Below are 16,338 nucleotides of genomic sequence, written 5' to 3' on the forward strand. Positions count from 1 at the left end.
AAAAGTTATAGATATGATTCCTTTTTCGCTGAAAAACGGCACGCTTTGTGTCGAAGATATTCCGCTTCCTGAAATTGCTGCGCAATATGGAACGCCTTGTTATGTCTATTCCCATAGCTATCTGACCGAACGCGCGCGGCGTTTTACCAAAGCTCTGGATGGGGCAGGAAAAGGAAAAGCCTTGGTGGCTTTCGCGGTTAAAGCCAATCCGTCGCAAGCTATATTGGCTAGTTTCGCGAAAGAAGGCTTGGGCGCAGATGTTGTTTCTGCCGGAGAAATTCGCCGCGCCGTTCATGCCGGTATTCCGCCAGAACGTATTGTCTTTTCCGGTGTCGGGAAAACCGCAGAAGAAATGCGTTATGCCCTCGAAATCGGTATCGGACAGTTTAACATTGAATCTGTTTCCGAAATTGAAATGCTGGCCGAAGTGGCGGCCTCGTTAGGGAAAAAAGCCGCTGTTGCTTTGCGGATAAACCCCGATGTTGATCCACATACCCATGCAAAAATTGCGACAGGAAAAGCGGATACCAAATTCGGTATCGCGGCTGAAGATGCTCTGTCCGCTTATGAAAAACTGGCCAGCTATCCATCCTTGAAAATACAAGGGATTGCTAGCCATATCGGAAGCCAGATTACGGATCTTGCGCCTTTTGAAGCCGCCGCTGAACGTATCTATGAAATCATTACCGCTTTGGAAAAAGCGGGTCACGCGATTGAAACCGCCGATTTAGGGGGTGGTCTGGGGGTTCGCTATAAAGACGATCAGCCCGAACCGCCCAGTATTGAAGCCTATGGTGAAATGATTAAACGCGTCACCAAAGGCTGGAATTGCCGCCTGATCTTTGAACCGGGGCGGTCATTGATTGCGAATGCAGGCATATTGTTATCGAAAGTTATTCGGGTCAAAGAAAGCAAAACGGCTCGTTTTGTTATTTTAGACGCGGCTATGAATGATCTGGTTCGTCCGACGCTTTATGATGCCTATCATGAAATAAAAGCCGTTACGCCAAGCGCGCAGGCTTATCAGGCGGATATTGTGGGTCCTGTTTGTGAAACAGGGGATATCTTTGCTCGAAATCGCTCTATTCCAGCTGTAAAACCGGATGATCTGGTCGCTATTATGTCTGCCGGCGCTTATGGCGCAACGATGGCAAGTGCGTATAATTCCCGTCCTCTGGTTGCAGAAGTGATGGTCTCTGGCAATAAATCGGCGCTTATCAGAAAACGGCAATCAGTCGAAGATTTGATGCGTGATGAACAAAAAGTAGAATGGCTATAGGCCATCAGCTTATATTCATTTGCAACTTTTATGCTCAATCTTGCGTTATTCAAAGAGTCCCCTTGAAAAACAGAAAACAGGGGATTATCTCTTTTGATTTACCTTTATTCTAACAGCAGAAAAGTTTTTTTATGAAACCTGTCCGTAAAGCAATTTTCCCTGTTGCCGGCCAAGGCACCCGCTTTTTGCCAGCAACCAAGGCCATGCCCAAGGAAATGCTGCCGGTCGTTGATCGCCCTTTGATTCAATATGCTGTCGATGAAGCACGGGCAGCCGGCATTGAAGAACTGATCTTTGTTACCGGACGTGGCAAGCAGGCTATCGAAGATTATTTCGATATCGCCTACGAATTGGAAGTTTCTTTGGTTGCCAAGGGCAAAACCGAAATGCTGGATTTGCTGGAAGGTACGCGGGTGGCTCCGGGTCGTGCCTGTTTCATTCGACAACAGGAACCGTTGGGTTTAGGACATGCTGTCTGGTGCGCCCGTGATTTGATCGGCGATGAACCTTTTGCTGTTCTTTTGCCCGATGAATTACTTTGGAATCCTGAAAAACCCAGTCTGGTGCAATTGGTTGAGACCTATAACCAGAAAGGGGGTAACGTCGTAACCGTGATGGAAGTCCCCGAAGAGCATACCCATCGTTATGGTATCGTTGACCCCGGTAAAACTGACGGCGAGGTTACCGAGGTGAAAGGTCTGGTTGAAAAACCGGAAAAAGCCCCTTCGCGGTTAGCCATGACGGGACGTTATATTCTCCAACCGGATATTATGCCTTTATTGGCACAGGATAATCGCGGTGTCGGTGGTGAAATTCAGTTGACGGATTCGATGGCACAGCTGATCGGGAAGCAACCTTTTCACGCTTGTCGCTTTGGCGGTATTCGCCATGACTGCGGTGATAAGGCCGGATTTATTCAGGCAAATGTTGCGTTAGCCTTGGAAAGACCTGATATAGGCCCTGCGGTTAGAGACTATCTACATCGCCAAAATTTTTAATCTAATGGATTAAGCCTTCTTTTCCTGACAGTAAGATGGCCTCACAGAGGTTGGCAAAGAAGGCTGACCTTTGTCAGGGGCTTGTTGTGGAAATTAAGGCTTATCTCATTCGAAAAGATGGAAGCGTCGATGACATCAATGTCGAAAAGCTTTCATCTCTTCTCCCTTATGACAGCACTGACAGTTTTATCTGGATACGCCTTCAAGACAAACCGGCGGCGGTTGCTGAATGGTTGAGGCACCATACCCAGATTATAGAACCAACGATTTCAGCTCTAAGTGCTGTTGAGACACGTCCTCGTTTTCAGATTATCGATTCTGGTGCCCTTATTAACCTTCGTGGTCTTGGTATTACGCCAAAAGATGACCCTGACGGGCTGATATCCATCCGTCTTTGGGTCGAACATTCTGTGGTTATTTCCGTCTGTTTTGATGTCTTGGCGGCTAATAATTCCATTATTGATGCCATGAATAAGGGCGCGATCCATGACCCCGGCGATTTAATTGCCCTGATTGCTGAAAAAGTATCTGATACGCTTGATCCTGTCGTCGCCGCTTTGGGAGACCGGGTCGATAATTGTGAAGCCCGTCTTAGTTCGGATGATGCTTGGGAAATGCGCCGGATCATTGCTTCGGTGCGTTCACAGGCCATCAGCTATCGCCGCTTTGCGACACCGCAGCGTCAAGCCCTCGAAACAATGGCCAATTCTCATCTAGCTTGGTTAGCGGATGATGACCGTATTCATCTGCATGGGGCGGCTGATTGTTTTGCCCGTATGGCTGAAGAATTGGAAGCTATCCGAGAGCGCGCCGCTTTATTGCACGAACAACTAACCGATCTTCGGTCAGAACAAATAGATACACGCGGGTTATTACTTTCTATTGTTGCCCTCATCTTCTTACCCTTGACGTTTTTAACCGGATTATTGGGTATGAATGTTGCTGGTATCCCTTATGCCAATGCGCCTTGGGCATTTAATGGGGTTATTGCAATTTGTGTCTTAATCGCGGTGGCTATCACGCTTTATTTTGTCCAAAAACAGTGGTTTCGTCGTTAAAGCCACAGAATGCCACTATAAATGTGCCGATTTTTTCTTTCTATTGGCTATTTTCTCAACAGGTGATTATTGCATTCATAAAGGAAAATCGAAAAGTCTTGGATGTAAATCCGATGAATAAGACGTTGATTTTTCATTTTTTTTAAATGCTATATCTTGGTAATATTGGAAGCATTGTGCTGACATCAAATAGAGGGGGCTTTCGCAGGTGAAGCACAAGTATTTATATCGATCTTTTCTGTTTCAAGCCTGTTTTTTGTCAGCCATGCCTTTGTTCGCCCAAAATGTGATGACGAATGAAGCCGTTTCCGCACCGCAAACCAATGCCACCGGCAATGGACAGACAGCGAATGCTCCTCGTCCACAATCGCGCCGCGAAAATCTTAATTTAACGGAAAAACAGACCGCCTTTCTCAATCATTTGCTTGATAAGGCTGGGGATGATGGTCTGATCGGCGAGAAAAAAGAGGCCACTGCCCATCATTTGACGGGTGAAAGCCTGATTTCTGCCAGTCTTGATTATGCGCGTGCTATTCACAGCGGGCGACTCTCTGCCAGTGATTTCGACAAAAATTGGGGTATGAAACCGGATCCTTACGATCCGTGGCCTGATTTTAAAAACGCAGTTAATAATAACACTTTAGGCGACTGGGCTGCCAATTTACCGCCGCCTTACTCCGGTTATGCCGGTTTAAAAAATGGCCTGATCTATTATCGTGCTATCGCTGAAAAAGGCGGTTGGCCGGTTGTCCCGACGGGTGCTGATCTTACGGTTGGTAGCGATAATCCACGGGTAAAAACTCTGCGTCGGCGAATCGCTATCGAAGACAAAGAATTACCGGATAACGGTTCTTCCCATTTTGATGCCGCTTTGAAGGCCGCTGTTAAACGAGCGCAGCAGCGTTATGGTCTCAATCCGACTGGGGTTGTTTCCGGTCAAACGTTGCAGGCTTTGAACCAGCCGGTGAAATCGCGAATCCATCAAATTATGGCGAATATGGAGCGCTGGCGTTGGCTACCCCGCAATTTGCCGGAAAATCGTATTCAGGTGAATGTTGCAGCGGCGGTTTTAACCCTGTTTGAAAAAAATCAGCCTGTGATGTCGATGAAAAGCGTAACGGGGCGTCCGGGGAATGAAACCCCTATGCTGCGTTCGACCATTTACAGCTTGGTCATCAATCCCCCTTGGAATGTGCCGGATTCTATCGCCAAGAAAGAATTATGGCCAAAAGAGAAAGCGCATCCCGGATATTTACAGGCCGCTGGTTTTAAAATTATCGGTGAAAGCGGTCAGGGACAGCGTTTGCAGCAAAAACCGGGTCCCAGAAATTCCTTGGGTCAGTTGAAATTCGACTTCCCAAATAGCTATTCCGTTTATCTGCATGACACGCCGGGGCGGGGGGCTTTTAGTCGTTATGGCCGTTTGGAAAGCCATGGCTGTATCCGGCTTGAACATCCGGTGGCTTTAGGAGAGCGTTTGTTGGCGGCTGATCCGGCATGGACAGGTGACCGCCTTCGGAGTGAAATTGATAAAAACGAAACTGAACGCGTCCGCCTGAAACAACCTGTTGCGGTTTTCCTGTTTTATTGGACGGCTTTTGGTAATGGTGAAAATGCCCTTAGCTTCAGAAGCGATCCTTATAAATGGGATGAACTATTGGCACAAAAAATTGAAGCTATTGGGCAATCTGTTCAGGGACAATCCAACAATAGTTGATTATGGCAGAGCCAAATTCTTATTCTTTTTTATATAGGGGCATTCTCCAGCTATGAATATGCACAGGTTAATAGCGATGGCCTTAGCCGCAGGGGTCGTTGTTACCGGTTGTTCTGATCACCATAAAAAAGCTGATCAAAATCAGGCTGATCATCACACCCCGTTAACTCCAACAGAAATGGAGCAGACGGAACCGCTTAGCAATACCGTGCCAGCAGGGCCGGATATTGGCCCTTTAAGTAGTGCGCCTGCGCCCGAAAAGCCTGTCAGTATGCCGGATGACGGTACCAAAGCGATGACCAAGAAGTTGCTGAAAGACAAGGTTATTGATCGGGAAAGCGTTGATCTGCCGAAACAAGGCTACGGGAAAACTTCTAAAGACAGCCAGATTATGTCTGATGCGATGGCAACCGGCATGACCACGCCGATGACCGCTCATATCAAAGATGGCGATCGTCCCGGCGAACCTTCGGTAAATGCTCAATATGATAATCAGTATCACAAGAGCGTAAAAGAGCTCTCTCCCAGCAATGTGCTGGAACCAGAAAATAAAGAGAAAAAAGAGGTCGAAGAAAAAGAGCAGGAAAAGAAACAGCTTGAAATACAGGCGGCTGAATCGAAAAAAAGCGCCGCTATTGCGGAATCTATTGCACGGGGTGCTCGCGGAAAATAGCGCGATCCTGTTGATTTAGCCTGACGTTTTGGCGTCAGGCTTCTTTTTAATAAAAATCATTTTCATGCCAGATATTATGAAGATGTTTGGGCCAATGCCATGGTCGCCATAAGATGACATCTATTGTTATTTCATCGTCGGGGCGCATCAATCTGGGGGCAAGAAAACGGGCGGCGGCCACTACCCGTTTTAGACGGTTATAATCAATCGCTTGATCTAAATCTTCTTTTGATCGTCTGGTTTTTACCTCGATAAAATTCAAACGCCGACCGCGTCTGGCGATAATATCAATTTCGCCTGATGGCGTTCTGACGCGGCGACCATGTTTGATGATATGCCAACCGTGAAATCGTAACCACCAGAGGCTCACGATTTCACCCAACCGCCCCAGTCTTTCAGCCTTTTTTCTTTTTATCCTTCTGTCTTTATGCATCAGAAGAAGATTGCTGCCGCAGCTGCATGGCCTGATCATAGAGAGCTTGGCGCGATAAACCCATTTGTTTAGCAACCAAAGCGGCTGATTTCCCAACCGAATGATCTTTCAGAGCCGTTTCAAGCAAGGCTTTAACTTCATCTTCCCCGATTTCTGTTTTTTTATTCGCAGGGGAAACCAGAATAACCAATTCGCCTTTGGGCGGCTTTTCTTGATAATGCGTTATCAATTCGGAAAGGGGGGCTGTCTGACATTCTTCAAATTTTTTGGTAATTTCACGCGTGACGGCAGCCTCGCGGTCACCCAAAATTTGATGCAAGCTCGTCAGAACAGAGATCAAACGCGGGCTTGTTTCATAAAAAATAAGGGTTGCAGCAATGCCAGCCACCTCTTCCAAGGCTTTTTTTCTGGCATTTTCCTTAGGCGGTAAAAAACCAATAAAAAGGAAACGATCGGAAGGAAGACCGGATAGGGTAAGCGCTGCAATCGCCGCACAAGGCCCCGGAATGGTGGTGACATAAGCGCCTGATTGGCGGGCATCCCGCACCAATTTAAAGCCGGGATCAGAAATTAAAGGCGTGCCGGCATCCGAGACCAAGGCAATCGCTTCATGGTTCAGGCGGGGTAAAAGTTGTGGCCTTAAATAATCGGCGTTATGATCGTGATAAGCGATCATCGGTCGTTTAATACCAATATGTTGCAATAATTTGGCCGTCACCCGGCTATCTTCTACCGCAATAAGATCTGCTCTTTTCAAAATATCGGCAGCTCTTAAGGATAAATCTGAAAGATTGCCGATAGGAGTCGCAACAATATACAAGCCGGGTTGTAATTTGTCCGATTGCACATCTTGGGTGTTATCTTGAACAGGTAAAGTCATAGTCTCTTGTCATGGCAGAGGAGAGGCACCTACCGCAATGTATAAAAGAATGAGGTCAATATGAATGTTATTCGCTACCGGTTGAAAAAAAATATCCTTTTTTTATCCGGTTTGTTGTTAACCACCACGTTAGCAGCCTGCGGAAGTTCTTCCGTCTCTCATCCTAAAACTGCCTCCTCCAATACGCCAAACGCCTCTTCAATCAACAATCCGGCTAACCAAAACCAAAATGCTGATAATGGCTTCTCCAATAATGGAGAGAACGCTTCTGATATGCAGCAGATGCAAGCTGTCCATTCGGTAGCAGTTATTGTGCCATTATCAGGGGCTTTTGCGAATATCGGTCAATCCATTGCCAATACAGCACAAATGGCGGTGTCTGATCTGGCTGACCGCCATACGGGGATAAAAATCACTTGCTATGACAGTGCAAAAGGCGCGGCCGAGGCTGTCAACAAAGCTGTTTCTGATGGGAATAAGTTAATCCTTGGCGGGGTTTTCCCCAGCGAAGCCCGAATGATGGCACTTGCTGCCCGTAACGCTCATATCCCGATGATTACCTTTTCCAATGACAATAGTTTGGCTGGAAATGGCGTTTATGTGATGGGCTTTTCGGTGGGTGCTGGTATCCAGCGCGTCGTCAAATATGCTTTGGATCACAAATTATCCCGCTTTGCAGCCCTCCTTCCCAATGGGGTTTATGGCCGGAAAGCCTCGGCTTCATTGCTGCGCACGGTGTCCAATAATGGGGGCAGCGTCGCGACCCTTTCCAATTATAACCGCACGCCACAGGAAATCACTGACGCTGTGACCAAATTGGGACAGGATTATGATGCTGTTTTGATTGCGGATTCGCCTCGAATTGCTCGTATCGCTGCGCCTTTACTCGTGAAACAGGATGGCACAAAACCCCAAATATTGGGGAGCGAGCTTTGGTCTATTGATAATAATCTTAAAAATGTTCCCGCCCTTTATGGGGCATGGTTTGCCTCTGTGCCGGATGGGATGTTCCACCAATTATCTGGCAAATATAAAGCCCGCTATGGCGTTACTCCGCCGCGCTTAGCCAGCCTTGGCTATGATGCTATTTTGCTGGCAGCACGTATCTCTCCGAATTGGCCTTCTAATGGCGATTTTCCAGAAAAGAAGCTGTTATCACCTAATGGCTTTATGGGCATTGATGGTGCTTTCCGCTTTAATAACCAAGCGATTGCCGAACGGGCGTTAGCTGTCGAAAAAGTATCAGCTAATGGTATTGTCGTTATTGACCCTGCACCGACCAGCTTTAGCAAATAATCAAAAGATATATTGAAGATTCCGGATATTTTTCTGTTTCTCGAAAGATATCCGGTTCTTTTGGTTGATTGATGACACCCAATTTTAAAGCATACCAGTCTTCAACCATTTCATGATAATTTTTGTGGTCGTATTTTCAGGTTATAGGATTAAAAGCGCTGTTTTTCTGTTAAAAGGAGGCCTGTGACTGAAAGAGTCCCGTTTCCTTGAGTGAAAAAATATTATAGAGGCAGAATATGGCCTCAAAATTTTCTCGTTCCTTGGTAATAGCCCTGACCGCTATTGCGATTTTACCCATGGCTGGTTGTGCCGGTCGGGGTAAAAAGAAGACTGATACCCGTTATGTCGCGCGGGATGTGGATACGCTTTATAATGCCGGCAAGCAAAGTCTGGACAGTGGTCAATATAAGGCTGCTGCGGCTTTCTTTGACGAAGTTGAGCGACAGCATCCTTATTCGATCTGGGCGCGCCGTGCCCAGTTGATGAGCGCCTTTTGTAATTATCGCGCCCGTAATTATTCAGCCTCGATCGCTTCGGCACAGCGCTTTTTATCCATTCATACGGGTAATAAAGACGCGCCTTACGCCATGTATCTGGTCATGATGGATTATTATGAGCAGATTCAGGATGTGAATCACGATCAGCACACCACCCAGCTTGCTCTTGATTCCATGAATGACATTATCCGGCGGTATCCAGATACACCTTATGCCGCCGATGCCCGATTGAAGATGGATTTGGTTCATGACCATCTGGGCGGAAAAGAAATGGCCATCGGTCGTTTTTATGAACAAAGCCGCCTGTGGCTGGCCGCAACGTTACGATTCCGGCGTGTTATTGATGAATATCAGACCACCACTTACGTGCCAGAGGCCTTGGAACGTTTAACGGAAAGCTATCTTGCGATGGGGCTTCGTGTGGAAGCCCGAAATGCGGCGGCGGTTTTAGGCGCCAACTTCCCCGGATCAAAATGGTATAGTCGCGCTTATCACCTTATCAAGGAACATTACCCGCAAGCCTTTACGCAGGTGCATTTAGAAGCACCTCAAAATGATACACCGGATACGGCCAATAATACGGAGGATGACGATCATCCCAAGACGCCATCTGCGGCACCTTCGCAGGATGATAAATTGACTGTCCCTTCGGATGATGTTGGCAGCCATGATGATCCAGCTGGACAGAGTCCGAGCAATGCAACCTTGCCGCCTATGCCTCCAGTATCTGCGCCTTCGGAAAATCCGGCAGGGAATGAAGCGGTTTCTAATAACCCATAAAGGATAGCATCCTTTGCCCATAAAAAAAGCCGCCTCAAAGGCGGCTTTTTTTTAAAGATGAAGCTAAAAGGATTACTTCCAGCTGGTCATTTCTTTTTTGACGATATCGACGATCGTATCGGGATCGTTGCGAATATCGACAACAAAAACACCTTCGTCAGCCGTCGGCTCTTCAAGCGTTTCAAACTGGCTATGCAGTAATTTCGGATTGAAGAAATGGCTGGAACGATGTGCCAAGCGATCGGAAATCAGTTCTTCGCTACCTTTCAGATAGACGAAATGAACATCATGTTTGTCATTTAACAGATCACGATAGACTTTTTTCAAAGCAGAGCAGGCAAAAACGACGTCATGTCCAACTGCTTTTTCTTTGTCCATATAGTCGCGGATAGCGCGGAGCCACGGCCAGCGATCTTCATCCGTCAGGGGAATTCCGTTGGACATTTTGTCCTTATTAGCCTGCGGGTGGAAATCGTCAGCATCCTGGAAATCGCAATGAAGATGCTTGGCAAGATCGGCACCGACCGTGCTTTTACCACAACCTGAAACGCCCATAACAACGATAATCATGACGCTTTCCTTTTTACTAATCTAACAGAAATCTGTTTCTTTACTCGATTGTAAAAGGTCTTTTAGAAGGAAGAAAGGCTTTGGTTAAAAAAGCCCTTCTTCCTTTGAAATATTAAAGACCCAATGCCTGAAGACCAAAGGTGAGGATCAGGGCTGCAATCGAAGCGATGGTGACAGAAACCGTCCAGGTCTTGAAGGTCTGGCTGACCGTCATATTCAGATATTCTTTTAACAGCCAGAAAGCACCGTCATTGACGTGAGACAGAATAGACGAACCGGCACCGATCGAAAGAACCAGCAATTCAGGGCTGTGGAAGCCCGGGGTGCTGAAGATGATCGGGGCTAACATACCGCCGGACATCGACATTGCCACCGTCTGTGAACCGGTTGCAACGCGGATAACCGCCGCAATGATAAAGCCGAGCATAATCGGGGACAGATGCATGACGTGAGACAGATCGGCCATGGCGTTACTGACACCGGCGCGATACAGAATTTCACTAAATCCGCCACCAGCACCGATCAGCAACAGAATGCCAGCCGTCGGGCCCAAGCAGTCATTGGTGAATTTCAGAAGATCAGCACTGCTGAAACCACGCCAGAAACCCAAGGTGACCATGCTGACCAGCAAAGCGATAAGCAAGGAAACAACCGGATCACCCATAAAGTTCATGAAAGCGCGAACGTTGTTACCGTGGGGCAGGAAGATATTGGCGCCGCTGGAAAAAACCATCAGCAAAACAGGAAGCAAAATCGAGAAAATCGTCAGCCAGAAACCCGGCAAATTTTTATCCTGATCGCTGCTACCTTCAAGACTTTCTGCAAATGGGTTGTGGGCAGGCAGCTGAATGCGAGGCGTAATCCAATTGCCGTAAAGCGGACCGGCAAGGATAGCGGCAGGGAAACCGACGATAAAACCGTAAAGAATGGTTTTACCCACATCAGCATGGAGCATTTCAACGCATTGCATTGAACCCGGATGCGGAGGCAGCAAACCATGAACGGTCGCCAAACCGGCACAAAGCGGAATGGTTAATTTGACAAGAGAAATCCCGCTGGCACGTCCTAAGGTAAAGACGAGCGGAATCAACAGGATAAAGCCGACCTGATAGAAGATCGGAATACCCACGATAAAGGCAATGACCAGCATCGCCCAGTGGATAAGTTTGGGGCCAAAGATTTTGATCGTCGTCGTAGCGATACGTTCCGCACCACCAGACTCAGCCAAGATCTTACCAAGCATGGTGCCGAGTGCGATAACACTCGCTGTGGAACCGATACCGGAACCAAGACCATCTTGAAAGGCCGACAAAACTTTGGTTAAGGGCATGCCCGTTACGGCACCCATACCGATTGAAACTAAAATAAGGGAAACAAAAGGGTTTAGACGCCACTTTGCAATCATCAAAATAAGAATGATGATGGACGCCAATGCATATAAAAGGAGCATTGTTCCATTAGAGTGCATGGTTACTCATCCGTTCTTTTTTTGGTCAGGCCTTATGAAGACCTGACGCAAGATGCAGAAATTCCATCTATGGGAAAGCCAGCATTCAGTCTATTTTGCAAGAAAATAATGAAATTTTTTAAAATTAATAATAATTTTTAACTGTCTCTCAAGTATCAATTCTCAATACTCTGTATTTAAAATTAAATTTATTTACTTCTTATGTAAAAATTTTTACATTAAAATAATTTTTAATAAAAAACCATGTGTCGGTTTAATTTAATTTAACAATATATTTAAAATAGATATTTGTTTTTATTTTGTCTAAAATAAGTAATTATAAAAAAATATCACTTATGTAATATTTTCTTTAAAGAAGAGGACAATACAACTTGTCGGAACATCAATATCTTCGCCTCGTCTCGGATATTCTGGAAAAAGGCGATCAGCGTCATGATCGCACCGGAGTCGGAACGCTGTCTTTGTTTGGTGCGATGATGCGGTTCGATCTTTCCAAAGGTCGGATACCGATTCTAACGACTAAAAAAGTATCTTATCGTTTGGCTATTCGCGAAATGCTGTGGTTTCTTTCCGGTGACACCAATATTCGACCTTTGGTTGAGCAAGGCGTTTCGATATGGAGCGATTGGCCATTGGCACGTTATCAGGCAGAAACTGGCGCGTTGCTTTCCAAGAAAGAATTTGAAGCAAAGATTCTTGCCGATACAGAATTTGCTAAAAAATGGGGCGATCTAGGCCCCGTCTATGGTCGGCAGTGGCGGCGATGGCAGGGGAGTGACGGGCAGGTTTATGACCAAATAGCGACCTTGATTGAAACTCTGAAAAGCAATCCCTCTAGTCGCCGGATGCTTTTCCACGGCTGGAATGTCGCTGAATTAAAAGATATGGCCTTGCCGCCTTGCCATATGGTCTATCAATATCATGTGACATCCGATGGTCGATTAAACAGTCTTCTTTATCAAAGAAGTGCGGATGTCTTTTTGGGGTTGCCTTTCAATTTGGTGGGTGCGGCAGCGTTGCAAGCGATGCTTGCTGATCAAGCTGGATTGGCTTTAGGCGATCTGGTGTGGACGGGCGGTGATGTTCATATCTATCGTAATCATATCGACCAGATGAAAGAACAGCTTGCCCGTGAACCTCGGGCTTTTCCCCGTTTAGAATTAACGCGCCATCCCAACAGCATTACAGATTATAAAATCGAGGATTTTGCGATTACAGGATATGATCCTCATCCCCCTATCAAGGGCGCGGTTGCGGTTTGATTATGCAGTATTTTTAAAAAATTTTAGACGGTGGAACCAATATCTTTCGAGCTCGTTGATTAAGTAATTGATGTAAAATTAATCAACTTATTATTCCTTATTTGGAATAATGGGCTTTGGCTTAAAAAGTAATTTAACTGCATATTGCAACTAATTTCTCTTTAAAAATGGAGTAATTTAGCTGTTATTTAAAATAAATGCAGATCATTTCACAAAAATGAGAAAAAATTAAGGATGAGTCCTTCTTTGTAAAAAGGAGGACTGTCCTAAGCTGAAGTAATAAGAAAGGTAGGCTCTTTTATGGCATATGAATCTGTCAATCCCGCCACTGGCGAAACCGTCAAAAAATATCCTGATTTTTCTGATAAACAGGTTAAAGATTCCGTTGATCGGGCAGCGACTGTCTTCAAAAATGACTGGAGCCAGCGGACGATCGCGGAACGGAGCAAGGTGCTTCATAAGGCTGCTGAAATCTTCCGTTCCGATGTGGATAAATATGCCAAGCTCCTGACTATCGACATGGGTAAAAAGATTGCTGAAGCCCGTGGCGAGGTCAAATTATCGGCTGATATCCTTGATTATTACGCCAAAAACGGCGAAAAATTTCTGGCACCTCAAAAAGTTGAAGAAAAACCGGGTGCGGTCGTCAAAGCCTTTCCTCTCGGATTGCTTCTGGCCATTGAGCCTTGGAACTTCCCTTATTATCAGCTTGCCCGTATCGCGGGACCGTATCTGATCGCGGGGAATGCGCTTCTTGTGAAACATTCCTCTTCAGTGCCTCAAAGCGCCCATGCTTTTGAAGCCGTTTTGGAAGAAGCGGGCGCGCCCAAGGGTATTTATACCAATCTTGATGCCTCACCAGATCAGGTCAGCCAGATTATCGAAGATCCTCGGGTGCGTGGTGTGACCGTAACCGGTAGTGCTTCGGTTGGGGCTGAATTGGCCGCCAAAGCCGGTAAGATGTGGAAAAAATCGGTCATGGAGCTGGGCGGTAGTGATGCTTTCATTGTTCTTGACGGTGTCGATATAGATGACAAGCTGATTGATAAGGCTGCCTATGGACGGTTGTTTAACGCAGGGCAGGTTTGCTGCGCTGCCAAGCGTTTTATTATCGTTGGGCAAAAACGCGCCGAACTTTTCACTGAAAAGCTGAAGCAGCGCTTTGAAGCTCTGAAAATTGGTGATCCCATGGATGAATCTACCGATTTGGGGCCTTTGTCATCGGTTGGCGCACGAGATCAGGTTGTTAAGCAGGTCGAAAAAGCGGTTCAAAATGGCGCAAAGCTCGTTTGTGGCGGGAAGGCGATTGAAGGCAAGGGTGCCTTTATGAAGGCTGGCATCCTGACCGATATCAAGCGCGAGAATCCAGCCTATTTTGAAGAATTCTTTGGCCCTATTGCCCAGATTTATGCGGTAAAAGATGAGGCTGAAGCTATCGAGCTTGCCAATGACTCTCCTTATGGCTTGGGCGGTGCCGTTTTTGCGCCTGATGTGGAGCAGGGACGCAAAGTGGCAGAGCAAATTGAAACCGGCATGGTGGCGATCAACAAGCCCTTGTGGACTGCGCCTGAACTGCCTTTCGGTGGGGTCAAACATTCCGGCTATGGTCGTGAATTATCCCATTTCGGCATTCAGGAATTTATCAACTGGAAATTGATAGACGCTTCTGCTGCCTAAAAATTTCTTAAAATCCGTTTTAAGCGGAAAAGATAAAAGCCGGTCTGAAATTCAGATCGGCTTTTATTGTTTAGTCTATCTAAAAAAACAGGCCATCGAGAGATGACCTGTTTTAAATTTGAATTTTGGCTTTAGGCCTTAGTCAACAAAAGCTCGCTCGATTACGAAATCACCGGGTTCGCTGTTAGAGCCTTCTTTGAATCCCTGTTCATTGAGGTATTTTTCAAAGTCCTTAATCATGTCCATGCTACCACAAAGCATCAGGCGGTCTGTCGCTGGATCAAGCTTTTTCGGCAGACCAATCCGATCGGTGAATAAGGAACCATCCTCAATCATGGTATTGATGCGGCTAGTGCGCTCAAATTCTTCTCGGGTAACGGTTGGAATATAGGTGAATTGTTCTGCGGCTTCTTCGGAGACCAGCGGATCATCCGCAATCTGGTTTACCAGATCATCATAATAGGCAAGGTCGCTTACTCTGCGGACGCTGTGAACCAGAATGATTTTTTCAAAGCGATCGTAAATATCTGGATCGCGAATAATGCTTAAGAAGGGCGCAAGGCCGGTGCCTGTTGCTAACAGGAAAAGCCGCTTACCGGGTAAAAGGGTGTCTGCAACCAAGGTGCCAGTCGGTTTGCGTCCCAGATAAATTTCATCCCCTTCTTTAATTTTTTGAAGGTGAGAGGTCAGGGGGCCATTTTCGACTTTGATAGAAAGAAATTCTAATTCTTCCGCATAGGAAGGGCTGGCGACAGAATAAGCGCGTAAAAGCGGCTTTTTACTTTCACCGGGTAAACCGATCATCACGAATTCACCGGAACGGAAGCGGAAGCTGCTGGGTCTTGAAATAGTAAAACTAAAAAGTCTGTCATTCCAATGTTTGACCCATTGAACTTTTTCAACCGTCAGGACTTTATTCGGCTGTAATCCCGTGGTTTCGTCTAAGATTTCAGCGAATTCGCTCATTTTCTTTCCTTAATAATCCGATTAAATTAGCTATTTCCGTTTGTGATAATAAATATATTTGTGAAGAACATATTCTATCTATAACGGAAATATTAAGGTTATGATCCTTTATTGTTCCATTCTTTCAAAAATTATTTTTGAGTGGAAAATAGAACAACCCGTTATTGAAGTTTATTCAAAATTATGTTTTTTATGACTTGTCATTATAATTGTGAGCAAAAATGCCCATTTAATCATTAAGAGACAAGCTAGTTTTTGCGAATAAATCTCAATAATAGTTATTGATAAAAACGATCAATTGCCTTTTATTTTGTGAAAATCGGAAAAGGAATGACTATTTCTTTTTAGATTTTGCGCTATGGCCAGCGGCCAAAGACGAATGGTTGCTTTCTGAATCCAGTGCCGCATTTTCAGGTATTTTTAAATTGTCAGACGGCACATCTTCAATATCGATATTACTCGTATTTTCGTCATCATCGGCGGCGATTTCGTCAGCATTCGCCATTTCCTGATTTTGATCAGGTAATACCCGATTGGATGGGTGATGGCATGCCCCCAAAATGAGGAAGGACGCTGCAATAGCTAATGGCTTAAGAATGCGGACAGGGATGAGCATATTTCTCCTTTCTGGAGAGACTATGTTCTACGAATTACCCCGCTACCGCAACAAAAAGGCGGTGAATAGAAAGGGTTTTGGGGATTTCCTACCAAAATTTACAAAAAAAAGGCCGTTTTTCAAAAAAACGGCCTTTTTTAAAAACAGCTGCGGGAAAAACCGCGCTAT

Annotated in this window: 15 protein-coding genes; 9 read left to right on the forward strand and 6 right to left on the reverse strand. The window is 45.8% G+C overall.

The genetic code is table 11. The features are described from left to right. Positions 1-13: 13 nt before the first annotated feature. The 5 genes from lysA to ZMOB_RS07190 all read left to right on the forward strand — a co-directional run bounded on the left by lysA (position 14) and on the right by ZMOB_RS07190 (position 5,725). Positions 14-1,279: a diaminopimelate decarboxylase gene (gene lysA / locus ZMOB_RS07170; RefSeq protein WP_014501029.1), complete on the forward strand. Its 1,266-nt coding sequence runs from the start codon at positions 14-16 to the stop codon at positions 1,277-1,279. A 131-nt stretch (positions 1,280-1,410) separates the two neighbouring features. Then, on the forward strand, positions 1,411-2,277 hold the full coding sequence (gene galU, locus ZMOB_RS07175; RefSeq protein ID WP_014501030.1) for a UTP--glucose-1-phosphate uridylyltransferase GalU: 867 nt from the start codon (positions 1,411-1,413) through the stop codon (positions 2,275-2,277). A gap of 35 nt (positions 2,278-2,312) precedes the next feature. Next, on the forward strand, positions 2,313-3,335 hold the full coding sequence (locus ZMOB_RS07180) for a zinc transporter ZntB (RefSeq protein WP_011241506.1): 1,023 nt from the start codon (positions 2,313-2,315) through the stop codon (positions 3,333-3,335). Positions 3,336-3,543: 208 nt separating this feature from the next. Beyond that, positions 3,544-5,052 carry a L,D-transpeptidase family protein gene (locus tag ZMOB_RS07185; RefSeq protein WP_014501031.1) on the forward strand — a complete coding sequence of 503 codons (1,509 nt, stop codon included), beginning with the start codon at positions 3,544-3,546 and terminating at the stop codon, positions 5,050-5,052. Positions 5,053-5,110: 58 nt separating this feature from the next. Then, a complete protein-coding gene (locus tag ZMOB_RS07190) occupies positions 5,111-5,725 on the forward strand; it encodes a hypothetical protein (protein WP_252507269.1) in 615 nt (204 codons plus the stop codon). A 46-nt stretch (positions 5,726-5,771) separates the two neighbouring features. Here ZMOB_RS07190 and ZMOB_RS07195 read toward each other — a convergent pair whose 3' ends face one another. Both ZMOB_RS07195 and rsmI read right to left on the reverse strand, forming a co-directional pair. Continuing rightward, positions 5,772-6,158 (reverse strand): YraN family protein, encoded by a 387-nt coding sequence (locus ZMOB_RS07195; RefSeq protein ID WP_014501033.1) that lies wholly within the window; start codon positions 6,156-6,158, stop codon positions 5,772-5,774. Beyond that, on the reverse strand, positions 6,151-7,038 hold the full coding sequence (gene rsmI, locus ZMOB_RS07200) for a 16S rRNA (cytidine(1402)-2'-O)-methyltransferase (RefSeq protein WP_014501034.1): 888 nt from the start codon (positions 7,036-7,038) through the stop codon (positions 6,151-6,153). The genes ZMOB_RS07195 and rsmI overlap by 8 nt, the downstream gene beginning before the upstream one ends. 60 nt (positions 7,039-7,098) lie before the next feature. Here rsmI and ZMOB_RS07205 point away from each other — a divergent pair, with 60 nt between their 5' ends. Both ZMOB_RS07205 and ZMOB_RS07210 read left to right on the forward strand, forming a co-directional pair. Then, positions 7,099-8,334, forward strand: a complete 1,236-nt coding sequence (locus ZMOB_RS07205) for a penicillin-binding protein activator (RefSeq protein ID WP_014501035.1) — start codon at positions 7,099-7,101, stop codon at positions 8,332-8,334. Positions 8,335-8,570: 236 nt separating this feature from the next. Beyond that, positions 8,571-9,611, forward strand: coding sequence for an outer membrane protein assembly factor BamD (locus ZMOB_RS07210; protein WP_014501036.1), 1,041 nt, complete (start codon positions 8,571-8,573; stop codon positions 9,609-9,611). A 72-nt stretch (positions 9,612-9,683) separates the two neighbouring features. Here ZMOB_RS07210 and ZMOB_RS07215 read toward each other — a convergent pair whose 3' ends face one another. Together ZMOB_RS07215 and ZMOB_RS07220 are read right to left on the reverse strand one after the other, a co-directional pair. Then, positions 9,684-10,181, reverse strand: a complete 498-nt coding sequence (locus tag ZMOB_RS07215) for a gluconokinase (protein ID WP_014501037.1) — start codon at positions 10,179-10,181, stop codon at positions 9,684-9,686. 112 nt (positions 10,182-10,293) lie between these two features. Next, positions 10,294-11,649 carry a GntP family permease gene (locus tag ZMOB_RS07220; RefSeq protein ID WP_014501038.1) on the reverse strand — a complete coding sequence of 452 codons (1,356 nt, stop codon included), beginning with the start codon at positions 11,647-11,649 and terminating at the stop codon, positions 10,294-10,296. 371 nt (positions 11,650-12,020) lie between these two features. Between ZMOB_RS07220 and thyA the strand changes: the two genes are divergently transcribed. Then, positions 12,021-12,911 carry a thymidylate synthase gene (gene thyA, locus ZMOB_RS07225; RefSeq protein WP_011241496.1) on the forward strand — a complete coding sequence of 297 codons (891 nt, stop codon included), beginning with the start codon at positions 12,021-12,023 and terminating at the stop codon, positions 12,909-12,911. 300 nt (positions 12,912-13,211) lie between these two features. After that, positions 13,212-14,588 carry an NAD-dependent succinate-semialdehyde dehydrogenase gene (locus ZMOB_RS07230; RefSeq protein WP_014501039.1) on the forward strand — a complete coding sequence of 459 codons (1,377 nt, stop codon included), beginning with the start codon at positions 13,212-13,214 and terminating at the stop codon, positions 14,586-14,588. A 138-nt stretch (positions 14,589-14,726) separates the two neighbouring features. On the opposite strand, the gene ZMOB_RS07235 is transcribed toward ZMOB_RS07230, so the two are convergent. Beyond that, complete coding sequence (locus tag ZMOB_RS07235) at positions 14,727-15,554, reverse strand: ferredoxin--NADP reductase (RefSeq protein ID WP_014501040.1); 828 nt, start codon at positions 15,552-15,554, stop codon at positions 14,727-14,729. Between the two features lie 334 nt (positions 15,555-15,888). Beyond that, positions 15,889-16,170, reverse strand: a complete 282-nt coding sequence (locus ZMOB_RS07240; RefSeq protein ID WP_011241493.1) for a hypothetical protein — start codon at positions 16,168-16,170, stop codon at positions 15,889-15,891. Between the last annotated feature and the right edge of the window lie 168 nt (positions 16,171-16,338).

The sequence above is a fragment of the Zymomonas mobilis subsp. mobilis ATCC 10988 genome (assembly GCF_000175255.2).
GTDB classification, from domain to species: domain Bacteria; phylum Pseudomonadota; class Alphaproteobacteria; order Sphingomonadales; family Sphingomonadaceae; genus Zymomonas; species Zymomonas mobilis.